Source organism: Lentibacillus juripiscarius (assembly GCF_042685205.1).
GTDB classification, from domain to species: Bacteria; Bacillota; Bacilli; order Bacillales; family Amphibacillaceae; genus Lentibacillus; species Lentibacillus juripiscarius.
Genome location: NZ_JBHUNA010000017.1, coordinates 17038 through 32400 on the forward strand (window position 1 = coordinate 17038; position 15363 = coordinate 32400).

General features: G+C 45.3%; 14 protein-coding genes. 6 read left to right on the forward strand and 8 right to left on the reverse strand.

Annotated features, from left to right (window positions below):
- Positions 1-2: 2 nt before the first annotated feature.
- The 6 genes from ACFSUO_RS07440 (at position 3) to ACFSUO_RS07465 (ending at position 5466) form a co-directional block, all read left to right on the forward strand.
- Positions 3-872: a 5'-3' exonuclease gene (locus ACFSUO_RS07440; RefSeq protein ID WP_382392632.1), complete on the forward strand. Its 870-nt coding sequence runs from the start codon at positions 3-5 to the stop codon at positions 870-872.
- A 118-nt stretch (positions 873-990) separates the two neighbouring features.
- Positions 991-1827 (forward strand): gamma-glutamylcyclotransferase, encoded by an 837-nt coding sequence (locus ACFSUO_RS07445; protein ID WP_382392634.1) that lies wholly within the window; start codon positions 991-993, stop codon positions 1825-1827.
- A 57-nt stretch (positions 1828-1884) separates the two neighbouring features.
- Positions 1885-3195: a D-serine ammonia-lyase gene (locus ACFSUO_RS07450; RefSeq protein ID WP_382392636.1), complete on the forward strand. Its 1311-nt coding sequence runs from the start codon at positions 1885-1887 to the stop codon at positions 3193-3195.
- Between the two features lie 15 nt (positions 3196-3210).
- On the forward strand, positions 3211-4131 hold the full coding sequence (cysK, locus tag ACFSUO_RS07455) for a cysteine synthase A (protein ID WP_382392638.1): 921 nt from the start codon (positions 3211-3213) through the stop codon (positions 4129-4131).
- A gap of 134 nt (positions 4132-4265) precedes the next feature.
- Positions 4266-4910, forward strand: coding sequence for a DUF3889 domain-containing protein (locus ACFSUO_RS07460; protein WP_382392640.1), 645 nt, complete (start codon positions 4266-4268; stop codon positions 4908-4910).
- 127 nt (positions 4911-5037) lie between these two features.
- Positions 5038-5466, forward strand: coding sequence for a cell wall hydrolase (locus ACFSUO_RS07465; protein WP_382392642.1), 429 nt, complete (start codon positions 5038-5040; stop codon positions 5464-5466).
- 265 nt (positions 5467-5731) lie between these two features.
- On the opposite strand, the gene ACFSUO_RS07470 is transcribed toward ACFSUO_RS07465, so the two are convergent.
- The 8 genes from ACFSUO_RS07470 to ACFSUO_RS07505 form a co-directional block, all read right to left on the reverse strand.
- On the reverse strand, positions 5732-7264 hold the full coding sequence (locus tag ACFSUO_RS07470; protein WP_382392644.1) for an FAD-dependent oxidoreductase: 1533 nt from the start codon (positions 7262-7264) through the stop codon (positions 5732-5734).
- 120 nt (positions 7265-7384) lie between these two features.
- Complete coding sequence (narI, locus tag ACFSUO_RS07475) at positions 7385-8083, reverse strand: respiratory nitrate reductase subunit gamma (protein ID WP_382392646.1); 699 nt, start codon at positions 8081-8083, stop codon at positions 7385-7387.
- 100 nt (positions 8084-8183) lie between these two features.
- The gene (gene narJ / locus ACFSUO_RS07480) at positions 8184-8786 is read right to left on the reverse strand and encodes a nitrate reductase molybdenum cofactor assembly chaperone (RefSeq protein ID WP_382392648.1); all 603 of its coding nucleotides are present in this window, start codon (positions 8784-8786) and stop codon (positions 8184-8186) included.
- Positions 8786-10324, reverse strand: a complete 1539-nt coding sequence (narH, locus tag ACFSUO_RS07485; RefSeq protein ID WP_382392650.1) for a nitrate reductase subunit beta — start codon at positions 10322-10324, stop codon at positions 8786-8788. The genes narJ and narH overlap by 1 nt, the downstream gene beginning before the upstream one ends.
- Positions 10314-14012: a nitrate reductase subunit alpha gene (locus ACFSUO_RS07490; RefSeq protein WP_382392652.1), complete on the reverse strand. Its 3699-nt coding sequence runs from the start codon at positions 14010-14012 to the stop codon at positions 10314-10316. Before ACFSUO_RS07490 ends, narH begins: the two co-directional genes overlap by 11 nt.
- Positions 13999-14286, reverse strand: a complete 288-nt coding sequence (locus ACFSUO_RS07495) for a hypothetical protein (protein WP_382392654.1) — start codon at positions 14284-14286, stop codon at positions 13999-14001. The genes ACFSUO_RS07490 and ACFSUO_RS07495 overlap by 14 nt, the downstream gene beginning before the upstream one ends.
- 20 nt (positions 14287-14306) lie before the next feature.
- Positions 14307-14630, reverse strand: a complete 324-nt coding sequence (locus ACFSUO_RS07500; RefSeq protein ID WP_382392656.1) for a hypothetical protein — start codon at positions 14628-14630, stop codon at positions 14307-14309.
- A gap of 26 nt (positions 14631-14656) precedes the next feature.
- The gene (locus tag ACFSUO_RS07505; RefSeq protein ID WP_382392658.1) at positions 14657-15073 is read right to left on the reverse strand and encodes a hemerythrin domain-containing protein; all 417 of its coding nucleotides are present in this window, start codon (positions 15071-15073) and stop codon (positions 14657-14659) included.
- Positions 15074-15363: the final 290 nt, after the last annotated feature.

Sequence of the window (15363 nt, forward strand, 5' to 3'; positions counted from 1 at the left end):
AAATGGAAAAAAACGAGAGAGTTTTGCTTGTCGATGGAATGGCGTTGCTTTTCCGCGGGTTTTACGCAACAGCATTTTCCGGTAATTTTATGCGCACGAAAGATGGGGTTCCGACCAATGGTGTCTACCAATTTTTGCGGTACTTCTTGGATGCACTTAAGCAATTTGAACCGACGCATGTTATCTGCTGCTGGGATATGGGAAGCAAGACATTCCGGACCGAGCTGTTTGCCGGTTATAAGGCTAATCGTTCTGGGCCGCCGGAAGAACTTGTTCCCCAGTTTGATCTGATAAAAGAAGTTACAGAGGCATTTAACATTCCGAATGTTGGCCAGCCCCATTTTGAAGCGGATGATTGTATTGGCTCACTGGCAGGACAATTTGCCGCTGAACATGATGTACTGGTGCTGACTGGCGATCAGGATCTTCTGCAGCTTGTTGATGATGGAATTCGTGTTGCTATTATGAAAAAAGGGATTGGCAACTATGAAGTTTTCGATCATGAATCGTTTTATGACAAAAAAGGAATCTACCCGCTTCAAATAATTGATTTAAAGGGATTAATGGGGGATTCGTCCGATAACTACCCCGGAGTAAAAGGGATTGGGGAGAAAACAGCATTAAAACTGCTGCGGGAGTATGGTACAATCGATGCCCTTCTCGATGATATAGACCAGCTCCCACAAGGTATACGGCGAAAAATAACCGAAAACCTTGATATGCTTCATCTGTCACGGAAACTCGCCAAAATCAGGTGTGATCTCACGCTTAACTGCACGCCGGAAGAAGCTGTATGGCAATATGAAACATCGGCCGTGGAAGAAAAGTTTACAGAATTAGAATTTCCAGCATTAACGACTTTAGTGACCTGATACAAAGCGGAACGCACCTTATCTGATGCGTTCCGCTTTTTTACTGAAATCACCTCGAGACGATTTGGCAGAATTATAGTAAAATAGAATGACAGCAATTACCTAGGAGGGGAAAAAGGTGCCGAATCTGTTTGTTTACGGGGAACTGCGAAAGTGGGGGAGCAAACATGACAGTTTAAATAAAGCCGCATGCCACAACAGCCAATGCTGGGTTAATGGGGCTTTATATGCTGTCGATGAGGATGTTCCGGTTATGGGCGAGCACCCATCCAACCGGGTCTATGGTGAATTGTATGAGGTTACGGAAACGCAATTGCAAATGATTGACCAAATGATGAGTGGTTTCCCAGACAGCCTGTACCAGCGAGTTTCCGTCCAGGTTAGTTTCGATACCGAGGAATCCAAGGAGGCATTCATTTACAAGGCAGATGCATCGTTATCAAGTCGTTGCACGCTCATCCCGTCTGGAGACTGGTTAGTCTATCAATATCTGAAGCATCATTTCATTCGTTATTTTGCTTATGGATCATGCATGGACAAGGAGCGGTTCCGGCAGGCGAATGTTGCGCACTACTTTAAAAATGTGGAAGGAAGAGGTGTTCTGGGTGGCTTTCGGTTTCAGTTTTCCCGGAGTACAGATGATGGAGGGAAAGCGGATCTGGTGGAAAAGGACCAGGAAAAGGTCGAAGGTATTGTCTACCGGATTCCCATTAGGGCAACTTCCTACTTGTACCGGCGGGAAGGTGTTTATTCCCAATCCTACCGACCTGCCATAGTTCCGGTTGAGATACATGGAGAGGTGCACCAAGCGCTGACCTTTATCGGAATGGAAAAGTCACCGGAAACAGCACCAACGGCACTTTATGGAAGAGAAATCCTTCGTGGCGGGGAGAACTATTTAAGTGAGTCTTACCTGCAAATGATTCGTGGGAAAATCCATCATTTGCAGGGCTGATCCGCTGGCATCAATGGGATGATAAACGGGTAATACTATTCGTGTGAGGTGATGTATATGGGATTTTCACAGGCGCAAATCAATGACTGGCAAATCAGGTATCCTATCCTGAACGATGTAATGGATTTGAAACCGGTGTTCTGGACAAACCCACGGCTAAAAAAAGTGGAAGACTTGTCAGATCTGCAGCTGAGTCGGAAGGATATAGAAGAGGCTGAAGCACGATGGAAGCGATTTGCCCCGTTTCTGGCTACTGTCTTTCCTGAAACAAAAGCGACGGACGGGATAATCGAGTCTCCGCTGAAGGAAATGAGCAGGCTGCAAGCGAGTGTGTTTCCTAAGGTTTCTGGTAACTTTTATGTAAAATGTGACCATAAACTCCCGATTGCCGGATCCATCAAAGCAAGGGGAGGCATTTATGAAGTACTGAAACATGCCGAAACGCTTGCTATGGAAGCAGGAATGCTGCAGGAAAATGATCATTATGCAGTGCTGGCAGAAGACCGGTTCAGGGAATTTTTCAGCCGGTATTCCATTGGTGTTGGTTCAACCGGCAATCTTGGCTTGAGCATCGGAATTATTAACGCCAAACTAGGTTTTCAAGTTAATGTTTATATGTCAGCTGATGCCAAGCAATGGAAAAAAGATTTATTGCGTGAAAATGGGGCACAAGTGTTGGAATTCTCCGGGGACTTCGGTGAGGCAATTACTGCCGGTAGAAAGAAAACAAATGCCGATCCTAACGGTTATTTTGTCGATGATGAAGACTCACGTGATTTATTTCTTGGCTATAGTGTAGCGGCGTTACGCTTGAGAAAACAGCTCCAGGAGAAAAATATTACAGTTGATGCGGATCATCCATTGTTTGTTTATCTCCCATGCGGTGTCGGCGGTTCCCCAGGTGGGATTACGTTTGGCCTGAAAATGGTGTTTGGTGACCATGTTCATTGCTTCTTTGCCGAGCCTGTACATTCTCCGTCGGTTCTGATTGGTCTCGTTACTGGGAAGATGGATGAAATCAGTGTACAGGATTTGGGCATCGATAATCGTACGGAAGCGGATGGGCTTGCAGTAGGGCGTCCGTCCCGGTTCGCTACCGCTATAAGTGACCAGCTGGTAAGCGGTATTTACACGATGAAAGATGATGCATTATACCGACTGCTTGCCGCAATGGCAGACAGGGAAGGCATGTTCCTTGAACCATCTGCTACAGCTGGTTTAGCCGGTCCCCAGCGGGCATTTCCGTATATCAACAACCACATTAGCACCAGCAATCAAACAACACATATTGCCTGGGCGACAGGTGGAGCACTTGTCCCTGCAAAAGATATGGAAATGTTTTATAATAAAGGGAAAAGCTTGGAATAGGAAGGTTGGCATACCATGAAAACAGTTGACAATATGACAGCACTGATTGGGGAAACGCCGGTCGTCCGGCTTAACCGCATTGTTCCGGAAGATGCTGCTTCTATTTTTATCAAATTGGAATCATTTAACCCGAGTAAAAGCGTGAAGGATCGTGCGGCATACAGTATGATCAAAAAAGCGGAGGATGAAGGCTTCATAAAACCGGGTGATACCATTATTGAACCAACGAGCGGGAATACCGGAATCGGCCTTGCGATGAATGCTGCAGCGGAAGGGTACCATGCAATTTTAGTGATGCCGGACAACAGTACACAGGAGCGGCGGAATATTTTGCGGGCATTTGGTGCAAAAGTTGTTCTGACGCCGAGTGATGAAAAGATGCCTGGTGCAATCAAAAAAGCGGAAGAATTGCAGCAGCAAATCCCTAACAGCTTTATTCCGCAGCAATTTGAAAATAGTGCGAATCCGGATATCCACCGTACAACAACAGCACAGGAAATTTATGAACAAATGGGTGGGGAGCTTGATGCATTTGTCGCCACTGCCGGAACTGGCGGAACCATTACCGGCACAGGAGAAGTTCTAAGAGAAAAGTTTCCTGACCTGCATATTGCGGTCGCCGAACCTGAAGGATCTCCGGTACTGTCAGGTGGCGAGCCTGGCAAACATAAATTAGTAGGTACCAGTCCGGGATTTGTACCTGGGATTTTAAATACAGCAGTTTATGATGAAATTATTCAAATCAGCGATGAAGAAGCGGTTAATATGTTCAGGACACTGCCACAAAAAGAGGGGATCTTTACTGGTTTATCAGGTGCTGCAGCAGTTATTGCGGCCATAAAGACGGCTAAACGCCTCGGAAAAGGAAAAAATGTACTATGTATGGCACCGGATACAGGTGAGCGGTATTTAAGCATGAATCTATTTGATGAATAACCCGGAAAAAGAGCAGTGAATGGCTGCTCTTTTTTTATTGGTGCAGGACTGCTGTACTTATGAGACATCTGTCACGGACTGATTTCCGGGTGCATAAAGTAACAAGGAGTTCACACCTGACAGGAGGAAAGAAAATGCATCGTCCATATCCTTATATCTATCCTTATGGAGTTAATGGCAATGGCGCTTATCAGCATGGGTACAACAGCACGCAATTTCCATTCCCGTATGATGGCTATTTACGGCAGCAGACGGTCAGCGGGCAGGCAACATGGACAGAAGGCGGACAGGTTACAAAATGCGGCATACCATGGTCGGCAAATCAATACATGACCGCTGCAGTTGGGCCCAATTCGCCGTATCAATGCGGGCAGACGTTGAAAATACGGAATCCTGCCACAGGAAGAGAGATTTTAGTCACCATTGTTGATGAAACAGCAGGATATGCACAGAATCAAATCACTCTGCATCGGCGAGCCTTCGAAACACTGGGGGCAAACCCGCAGCAAGGTGTTTTAAATGTTGAGATATCACCTATTCCTGAGTTGGAACAGCAAAAATGGGGGAAATATTTATTGGAGATTATCCAAACCGCTTATCCTTCCTATCAAGTAACTGAATACAATTTTACCGATAAAAAACAAACATCTCCAGAACAAAAGCAAGAAACATATGAATATATCCTCCAATCTCCGCGGGAACGCATTACCGTTCAGGGAACAGCTGTGTATAATCCGAAAAACGATCGGATTATCTCCTTTGACATTCGTGAAAAGTAAAGAGAGTCCCCTGTTTTTTATAACGAACAGCAACTGCGGATGGTGTCAACGACTGTCGGGATTGCTTGAAAATCCGGTGAAGTTTAGTTGGCATCGTTCTGCTTAATAATTTACCGGAGGTGGGAAATTGGCTGTTATAAAGGCAACCAATAAGCATATTAACCTTCTGGCAAGGCTGCTCCGGGCTGAAGCGGTTGGGGAAGGTAAATTGGGAATGCTCCATGTTGGCGCGGTCACTGTAAATCGGGTAAGGGTTGATTGTTCAGATTTTGCAGGTCTTAACACACTGCCCGAGGTAATTCACCAGCCAACCGCATATGAGGCTTTGCAGCATGGGAGCTTTTACCAAAGAGCAAGAGAAACCGAAAAACGCCTGGCGCGGCGGGTCGTTAATGGCGAGCGGCGCTGGCCGGCGAAGTACAGTTTGTGGTATTTCAGGCCGGAGGGTAACTGCCCGGCGACATGGTATGATCAGCCGCTTGTTGGACGATATAAATTGCATTGCTTTTATGAGCCAACCGGTGGTGAGTGCGATCAAGTTTACACAGCACTTTAAATAATTGACAACTTGTGTCTAGCTTGGTACTGTGTAACTAAAGACAGCATCGCTGAAACGGGGGAAGTACCACTGAACAGGGTCAGAACTTCCCCCGCAAGTTTCATCTTCTAGTTTACATAATATATATTATAGGAAGTCGATGCAAAATAAGCTTTTTCCTGTCTCATTATAAAGTATACTTGTGATAGTGAGATATCATAAAAAACACGCTATAAATGGAGTTTTTATAACGTGTTAAATGATCGATTGTGTTTTAAAATTTTCACTGATCTAATTCCACTTTATTCAATGGTTCTTTCGCGGGTCCTTCAATTACTTCACCTGTATAGGAATATCTTGATCCGTGGCATGGACAGTCCCATGTCCGGTCCCCTGCGTTCCAATTCACTTCACAACCAAGGTGCTTGCAGGTTGTATCAACAGCATATAACGCATTATCCTTATCTTTATATACACCGGTACGTTTGCCATTAACACGTGTTACGGTGGCATCATCAGCCGAAAGATCCTTTACATTATCATTGGTATATTCAAGTTTTCCCTTTATCATATGTTTTGCAACATCGGTATTCATACGAGTGAATTTGCGGATGGCCGGATCGGCGTGAAATCGTGACGGCGAATATAGCTCGGCATAGGAATTGTCTTTGTTTAAAATGCGATCACTAAGAATTTTCGCTGCGATGGTGCCGTTCGTCATCCCCCATTTGCGGTAACCGGTCGCGACAAAAATATTATCCTCTTCCTTCGTGACCGGTCCAATGTAAGGAACCTTGTCCATTGTCGTTAAATCCTGGGCCGACCACCTGTATACGTATTCGGATATACCGAATTGTTTTTCGGCATATTCCTGCAGCGCATCATAGTGATTCATCGTGGATTCACCCTGGCCGGTTTTATGATTCTCTCCGCTAATCAGCCACAAATCTTCCCCATCCATCTTCGCCGAACGAATCGACCGTGTTGGTGATTCAGCGTTGATATACATGCCGCCCGGGAATGTTTCCGGTGTTTTAACCGCAACAATATAAGCTCTTTCCGGATACATTCGTGCCGGATAAAATCCAGGAATATCATAAAATGGATAATGGGAAGCCTGGATAATGTATTTGCAGGAAATTCGGTGCTCGTCTCTTGTAATAATTGCTGGATGCTTATTATATTCCACGTCTGTTGCTGTTGTCTGTTCGTATATTTCCAGACCATTATTGACCGCTTCATTTACTAGCTGCTTCAAATATTTAAGCGGGTGAAATTGGGCCTGATCTCTCATGACTAATGCGGATTTTACTGGGATGTTCAATGGTATGCTATCCTTTAGTTCCCCGGGGATATCAAGCTGTTCATACGCTTTCTTTTCCGTCTCCAGTTTAGAAAGATAGTTATCCGCATTTGTGAAAATGTATGCATCCTCATTTTTATAATCGCAGGATATATCATGTTTGTTAATGGTATCTTCTATCAGCTGTTTTGCTTCCATGCAAGCCTGGTAATATAGAGATGCTTTATCTGTACCAAAATGCTGGATAAGTTCGTCATAAATAATGCCATGTTGTGCGGTTATTTTTGCTGTGGTATGACCAGTGACACCGTTCAATATGTTTCCGGCGTCAATTAAAGTGACATTCAGACCCTGTTTTGTCAGCAGATAAGCTGCTGTTATACCGGTAATGCCCCCTCCAACAATTCCAACATCCGTTTTTACGGATTTATCCAATTTTGGAAATGAGGGAACAGAAACCGATTCTCTCCAATAAGGTTCAGGAAATTGCGGAACATTCACGTTTGCCGCCATAAATATCATTCCTCCCATAAGTGCAATAAACGCACTTCTAGGATTATCCTGTTTTGCTGTTTTATGCACGGGAGAAAAAATAAAAGAACTGAAAAGGGATTCAGTTCTTTTTGTTGGTGCTTATTTAATTTTTAAGTGTTTGTATTGGGACCGGGAGCGGTACTGCTGAGGTGCTCTGCCCGGATAGCTGACTGGCAAACTATAAAAATGAATTAGCCGTGTGAATGGTATACTTGCGAATAACCCGAAGGCAGCGATGACATGTACCTTAAAAATCAATGGCACACTAGTCATCAGCTCGTATTTTGGCTGAAAGTAAAACAAACTTCTGAACCACGGTCCAATGGTTGTCCGGTATTCATATTCCACCACGGTTAAATTGTAAATAATCGACATATAAACGCCTAGCCCGGAAACAATCAGCAAAGCTATCACGGAAAAGAAATCAGCAAACGTCGCATGGACACGTACCGGATCGATGACGATTTTCCGGATTAGCAAAATAATCAATCCAGCAACGACCATCAATCCCGCCAGGCCTCCGCCGTAAATTGCTCCAAAGTGATACAGGTGGTCTGATATGCCAAGCGCATGGTAAAACTCAATTGGTACCACCATCCCCATGATATGCCCGATAAACGCGAAAACAATTCCCCAGTGGAACAGTGGAGAGCCAAGCCGCAGCCATTTTTTCTCGAAAAATTCTGTTGACGGGGCGGCCCAGGTTAATTGCCTGTAAGCGAAACGGTATATGAGTCCGAGGATCATGATTAAACCGGTGACGTAAGGAAAAATTACCCACCAAAAGATGTCACTCATATCCTATTCCTCCCTTATTTTATAACGTCAGAACTAATAAATTAGCAAAAGAAGCTCTATTCATGAACACACTGTAGTCCAGCGTAATGCACCACGTTCATTATCCATACATAATAGGATATGGCAGTTCTTCCAAATCAGCTTCTTCCCGTTCGTACTCCAGCTTCTCCAATTCTTTTTTTGTCGGCTGCGGGAAAACCGTATCCATTAATACGTGCAAAAACTGGCGGTACGGATTCCCTTCTGGCAGATTGCTCATTATCCGATGTATGGCTACAGCAAGCCTTCTTATCAGCCGGTCATTATCGCGGCTGTCAGGTGCAACGGATAGAAATTCCAGAAGCATTGGTATATAATCGGACAAATCTTCATCAATCCGCTCATAGCCTGCCTGATTAATAATTTTTTGCAATTTGATTAGTGCTGCACCACGTTTATTGCTGTCCCCGAGCTCATGGGCTGTCAAATACAGCCCATTTTTAGCTCGAAGGTCGAATGTTGCTACATATACTTTCCGCAATTTTTCGATCGTATAGTTCTTAAAAGCATTTACCGAGTGGGTCATTTCTTTTTTCAATTCAGATGATGTAATATCGCTCTCAATGCCATCCAGTATGTCATGAAGCTCATCAAAAAATGTTTCTCCAGGGTATGCCAATAGTCGTGATCCAATGATCAATAATGCGCGATCCTGCTGTTCCATTATTCTTTACCCCCAGATGTAAATGTCACCATTTCTCCTGGAGACGTCTTTCTTCCGGATGCATACGTCGTCAGGCCTTCTGGCGGTGCTAAATCTTCCAGGCTGCAGGCACCTTGTTCATAATACAGATCATCATCCATCTCCCTGCGTCCGGTCGGGATGACAAATCGTTCATTATATTTGGCGACACCCAAAAGCCGTGCCATGTCCTCTATTTCTTCTGGATCTGTTCCTGCCTCTTTCAGCAATTCGCTCTGTCTGAACGCATCCACACCACCGACGGTTTTTCCGCGCATATATACCCGCATGGCCGTTAGTTTCAGCAATACTTTGCGGATGACTTTTGTGTCGCCGGCTGCAAGAATCGATGCCAGGTATTGAACAGGAATCCGCATTTGATCGACAGCTGGTATGTAGCCGTCTGTGCTTAAATCTTCTTCATTCGTAATATGGTTCATGATTGGGCTAAGTGGCGGCACGTACCAGACCATTGGCAGTGTCCGGTATTCCGGGTGCAGCGGCAGCGCAATTTTCCATTTCATTGCCATTTTGTATACTGGTGAATTTTGCGCCCCTTCAATCCATTCATCATTAATTCCCGCTTTCCTTGCTTCTTCGATGACTTCAGGATCAAATGGATCGAGAAAGACGGATAATTGTGCTTCATACAAGTCTTGCGGATCCTCCACTGATGCCGCTTCTTTTACTTTGTCCGCGTCATACAGAACGACACCGATATAGCGGATTCTGCCAACACAGGTTTCTGAACATATGGTTGGCAAGCCAGCTTCTGTCCGCGGATAGCAGAAATTACATTTTTCAGCTTTATGTGTATTCCAATTGTAATACACTTTATGGTACGGACAGCCGCTCATGCAGAAGCGCCAGCCGCGGCATGCTTCCTGGTCCACCAGAACAATTCCGTCCTCATCCCGTTTGTATAGTGCACCAGAAGGACAAGATGCAACACATGATGGGTTCAGGCAATGTTCACAGATCCTTGGCAGATACATCATAAACGTTTTTTCATATTCCAGTGAAATGTGTTCCTGCAGTTTTTCAACGGTTGGATCCTGTGAAACAGTTTCTGTTCCCCCTGCCAGGTCATCATCCCAGTTTGATCCCCATTCAGGCTTGTCAATATATTCACCCGTAATCATCGACTGCGGACGTGCCACAGGCAGATTTTCACTCTTTGGGCTGTCGATCAAGTGCTGATAATCGTAGGTCCAAGGTTCATAATAGTCCTCCATGGTAGCCATGTCAGGGTTGTAAAAGATATTCATAAGCTTGGAAATTGGTCCGCCGGCTTTCAGCTGCAATTTGCCGTTTTTCAGGATCCATCCACCTTTAAAGCGTTCCGTATCTTCCCAGCGTTTCGGGTAGCCGGTTCCCGGACGGGTTTCTACGTTATTGAACCACATATATTCCGTTCCGGGCCGGTTTGTCCATGTGTTCTTACACGTTACAGAACAAGTGTGGCAGCCGATACATTTATCCAAGTGCATAACCATTGCTACTTGCGCTTTAATTCTCAAGCCAATCTACCTCCTTCAAAGCTCTGATGACCGCGATTGTATCCCGCTGATGACCGGTTGGACCATAATAGTTAAACCCATAACTTAACTGGGAGTAACCACCGATCATATGTGTTCCTTTCAGCGTAACCCTGGTCACACTGTTATGGGTTCCGCCCCGTCTTTTGCCGCCATTTTTACTGATGGATGTAGCAGGAACACCAAGTGTACGGTCCTGTGCGTGGTACATATACGCCATCCCTTTTGGTATGCGGTAGGTGACAACCACCCGCGCAGCAATAGCCCCATTCCGGTTGTATACTTCGACAAAATCATTGTCTTTCAGTCCGATCGAAGCAGCATCGTCTTCGTTCATCCAAATCGTCTGCCAGCCTCTGAACAATTGAGACATATGGGTAGTGTCTGTAAACATCGTATGGATGCCCCATTTTTGGTGTGGTGTCAAATACCTTACCGTAATGGACTTGTTTTCATTTTCCTCCACACCTTCCTCTTTTTTAAGGAATGGTCCATGTCTTAGTGGCGGCAGATAAAGCGGCAGTCCTTCCCCATAATCAAGCATCACTTCATGATCAAGGTAGAAACTTTGTCTTCCTGTCAGCGTTCTCCATGGAATATTGTATTCCACATTTACGGTGAACGGTGAGTACCGTCGATGGTCTTTTTCCAAACCACTCCATACCGGTGTTGAAATAGCATTGCGCGGCTGAATGCTCAAATCACGCAATGTATGGTCCTCTTCTGCACGCGGTTTGGCAATTTCCTCCAGTTTTTGGCCTGTTTTGGCCTCCAGTGACTTCCACCCGGCAACAGCTCGCTTACCGTTTGTGGCACCGGACATTAATAGAACGGCATTAATGGCCTGTTCATCTGTATATAGATCAGGATTCCCTTTTCCAATGCCTTCCCGTTTGGATTTGCCGAGGCGTCCGCCCAATTCGTCGTATACTTCTTCACCAGGGATGGTAACCCCTTTGCCGCCGTAGCCATTTTTAATCAGCGGGCCAACCGTCGTCATTTTTTGATAGACGTTTGGAAAATCACGTTCGACGACCTTCAGACTTGGCATCGTTTTACCAGGAATAGCTTCCGTTTCACCTTTACGCCAATCTTTAACCTTACCCATTGCTTGGGCGATTTCACCAGGCGAGTCGTGTCCGAGCGGCGATGCTACAAGTTCCTCTGTCTTTGGAAGATGTTTTTCCGCAAGCTCTGAGAAAACTTTACTAATTTCCCTGAAGGTGTTCCAATCACTCTTCGCTTCCCATGGTGGTGTAATGGCTGCGTTGAACGGATGCACGAACGGATGCAAGTCTGTACTGCTGATATCGTTCTTCTCATACCATGTCGCTGCGGGAAGCACGATGTCAGAAAACAATCCGGAACTTGTCATGCGGAAGTCGACACTGACGAGCAAATCCGCTTTTCCTGTAGGAGCTTCTCCTTCGGTATTAACCGTTTCCGGCTGCCATGAATTTTCCGGTTCTGCCAGTACCTGGTTGTCACCACCGACCAAGTGCTTGACAAAGAATTCGTGTCCTTTCCCGCTGTCACCAAGCAGATTGGAGCGCCAATTGAAAAATACCCGCGGGAAGTTTCTTGGATCGTCCGGATGTTCAATAGCCCAATCAATCTCGTTATCTTTTATCCGGCCAACGACATCATCTATAATCTCTTGTTCGGTCTGTGCTCCTCTATCACGGCTCTCTTTGACCAGATCAATAGAGTTTTGTGAAAACTGCGGATACGAAGGGAGCCATCCCAGTCTTGCTGCTAATGCATTCAAATCAGCCGGGTGCATGTCATTATACTTGCTGCCCCATTCTGTTTTTTCTGCATCATCTGGTATGCTTTCATAACGGAACTGATCGGTCACAAAATAGAAATAAGAAGTTCCGTTCTGGTGGCGCGGGGCTTTCTGCCAGTCACCGGCAAAGGCAACCTGCTGCCAGCCTTCCTGCGGGCGCACTTTCTCCTGGCCGACATAGTGGGCCCAGCCACCACCGTTTACACCCTGTGAACCTGTCAGTAATACGAGATTTAAAATAGCCCGGTAAATCTGATCACTATGGAACCAATGGTTTGTTCCGCCGCCCATGGCAATCATTGATTTTCCTTTTGTACGTTCGGCATTGTCGGCAAATTCACGTGCAACTTTGATGACATGGTTTTTGTTAACGCCTGTGATGGATTCCTGCCATGCCGGTGTATATGGTTTCGGATCATCATAATCAGACGGATAATCCCCAGGCAGGCCGCGGTCAATGCCCGTATGCGCCATCATCAGGTCATAGACAGTTGTTACTTTTACACGGTTGCCATCCGTATCCTGTATTTCTCTGACAGGTACACCGCGTTTGACAATATCCCCTTCTGTTTCTGCAAAATAAGGAAAGCTTACTGTCACAGCCTCATCATGACGATCGATGAAGCTAAGTTCGGGATCGATGAAGCTACCATCTTCTTTATCCAGCTGGAGGTTCCAATTGCTTTCACCATCCCAGCGGAATCCCATACTTCCGTTTGGTGCTTCTAATGTATCAGTGCCAGAGTCCCAAACGAGTGTCTTCCATTCACCCAGTTCGTGGTCGTCATTCAAATCAGACGCGCGGAGGAACCGGTCACTGCGGTACTCTCCATCTTGTTCGCTCAGGGTTACCAAATATGGCAAGTCAGTATATTTTTTTGCGTAATCTGTAAAGTAAGGCGTTTCTTTATCGACATAAAACTCTTTTAAAATAACATGGGTCATGGCCATTGCAAGTGCTGCATCTGTGCCGGCACGGGCTGGCAGCCAAATATCGGCGAATTTTTCATATTCCGCGTAATCCGGGCTGACTCCGACGACTTTTGTCCCATTGTATCTTGCTTCGACCATGAAGTGAGCATCCGGTGTCCGGGTCTGCGGCAGATTGGTACCCCAGATAATGAAGTACTTGGAGTTATACCAGTCGGCACTTTCCGGAACATCTGTCTGTTCTCCCCATACTTGCGGTGAAGCCGGCGGCAAGTCTGCATACCAATCATAAAAGCTTAAAATGGTGCCGCCGATCAGCGACAGGAAGCGTGTGCCGGAAGAATAGCTGATCATAGACATGGCCGGTATCGGACTGAAGCCTGCGACACGGTCCGGCCCATATTTTTGGATGGTATGGATAGAAGCGCTGGCAATCATTTCACTCATGTCCCGCCATGTTGCACGGACAAAGCCACCTTTACCGCGAGCCTGGACATATTGGGCACGTTTTTCGGGTGTGCTGACAATATTCTGCCATGCTTCGACAGGATCGCTTCCAGCTTCGCGTTCTTCTTTCCACAACGCATACAAATCACTGCGGACATATGGGTATTTCACCCGTATCGGACTGTACGTATACCATGAAAAACTGGCACCTCTTGGACAGCCACGTGGTTCATATTCCGGGAAGTCATCCCCTGTACTTGGATAGTCGGTCTGCTGCGTTTCCGAAGTAATAATGCCATCCTTCACATAAATTTTCCAGCTGCATGAGCCTGTGCAATTGACACCATGTGTGGACCGGACAACTTTATCGTGCTGCCAGCGTCTTCGGTAGATATCTTCTGAATCACGGGGACGAGTACTCTCTTCTGTCCAGCCCTCATTGATGCGAGTTCCGGCTTTTACGTGTTTCAAGGTTTCAAATAGTTTATTTCTATTCTTTTTCACTTGTGCCACCTCCCTGATGGGTTGCCTCAACTGGATTAAATCGTTCCCCCAAGATTTTGAAGCTACCACTTCCTGCTTCCATTTCTTCCAGGAAAATTTTCAGGCTGGGAGCATTGGAAGCCACAAGTATTAATCGTTCCAATGTATCGTACTCTTTTATGTCATAGATGGATTCGATGATTTTGGGAGGGATTTCACCGAACCGCATTTTTAAAATCGCCAATAAATCTTCCCGATCCTGTACATTATTTGCTTCATCTTCAAACATGAACATGACACATACACTCCTTTGTGCTATGGTTTCATCATTCGGTAGTAATCAGCAATCATCACTTCTTTGCAGGACTCCCCAACTTCTTCAATGAACGCCGTCAATTCTGTGTCAAAGCTTTGAAGGGACTTGACGGAAAACGATTGAGCCTTCTGATGAGCATAGTTATCCCCATAATAAAGGATGATCTTATACCCGGATGCTTCTTTAACAGCATTCGCCTGAATATCATACGGATGGATGTTATAACGATCTTCCAGCTCCGTTGTTATAAAGCTGTACAATTCCGGAAGTATGACACGAAGCGACCGTTCTTTCCCGGTTGATGCTTGTTCAGAATGCAACATGCTTCACCTCCCAGTGATGTATTATTTTAATGCTCCGGCAAAACATCCAATTCTTTTTGATTATGCAATTCATCAACAATAATTAATGAATGGAAACGCTGCACCACCCCGCCGGTTACCCCGAATTCGGGCAGTAACCGTTTGATTTCAGCGACCAGCAGCCGCAGCAAATCGTGATCACGTGTCAATGCAACAATGTCATCCTTCATATCCGGATTTTCCTTCACCAGATCTTTATATAAACCTTCTTCCTCTGAACTAGCGTGGGCAAGGGTTCTTGTCTCCCATTGTTCGACAAGCACATATGCTAATTCCATTGCCTTTTCCTGCTGACTGTTATCGGCAAGTTTTTCGAGCATGTTTGTTAGCTCGATTGCTTCGTTTAATGCTGCTTCATGTATGGCAGCATGACTGTCGGCACGTTTCAAAGCTGGACCTGACATTTTTAATCACTCCTATGCTTTGGTCTTTCAAAGATTAATAGATAAGGCAGGCTGACATTCGTTCTTATTTGTACCATCCCGTCAGCCCGTCATTTAATCGGAATTTACTTCCTTTATTTTTTTCAGCATATCACGCCTATTAACCTCTCACAATTCTTATATGGCGAATGTTAGTCAAAATGTGATAATTATCACGAAATCCTGGTAACAGTTTTGTCGAAATAATTTTCTTGACATAGGATGACGAGTTTGTTAAGAAGGAAAATGGTATGTTTAAGAATACATTATGT

Coding starts and splice junctions, on each gene's coding strand:
- ACFSUO_RS07440 (WP_382392632.1), top strand. CDS start 3: ATGGAAAAAAACGAGAGAGTTTTGCTTGTCGATGGAATGGCGTTGCTT.
- ACFSUO_RS07450 (WP_382392636.1), top strand. CDS start 1,885: ATGGGATTTTCACAGGCGCAAATCAATGACTGGCAAATCAGGTATCCT.
- cysK (WP_382392638.1), top strand. CDS start 3,211: ATGAAAACAGTTGACAATATGACAGCACTGATTGGGGAAACGCCGGTC.
- ACFSUO_RS07460 (WP_382392640.1), top strand. CDS start 4,266: ATGCATCGTCCATATCCTTATATCTATCCTTATGGAGTTAATGGCAAT.
- ACFSUO_RS07470 (WP_382392644.1), bottom strand. CDS start 7,264: ATGGCGGCAAACGTGAATGTTCCGCAATTTCCTGAACCTTATTGGAGA.
- narI (WP_382392646.1), bottom strand. CDS start 8,083: ATGAGTGACATCTTTTGGTGGGTAATTTTTCCTTACGTCACCGGTTTA.
- narJ (WP_382392648.1), bottom strand. CDS start 8,786: ATGGAACAGCAGGATCGCGCATTATTGATCATTGGATCACGACTATTG.
- ACFSUO_RS07495 (WP_382392654.1), bottom strand. CDS start 14,286: ATGTTCATGTTTGAAGATGAAGCAAATAATGTACAGGATCGGGAAGAT.
- ACFSUO_RS07500 (WP_382392656.1), bottom strand. CDS start 14,630: ATGTTGCATTCTGAACAAGCATCAACCGGGAAAGAACGGTCGCTTCGT.
- ACFSUO_RS07505 (WP_382392658.1), bottom strand. CDS start 15,073: ATGTCAGGTCCAGCTTTGAAACGTGCCGACAGTCATGCTGCCATACAT.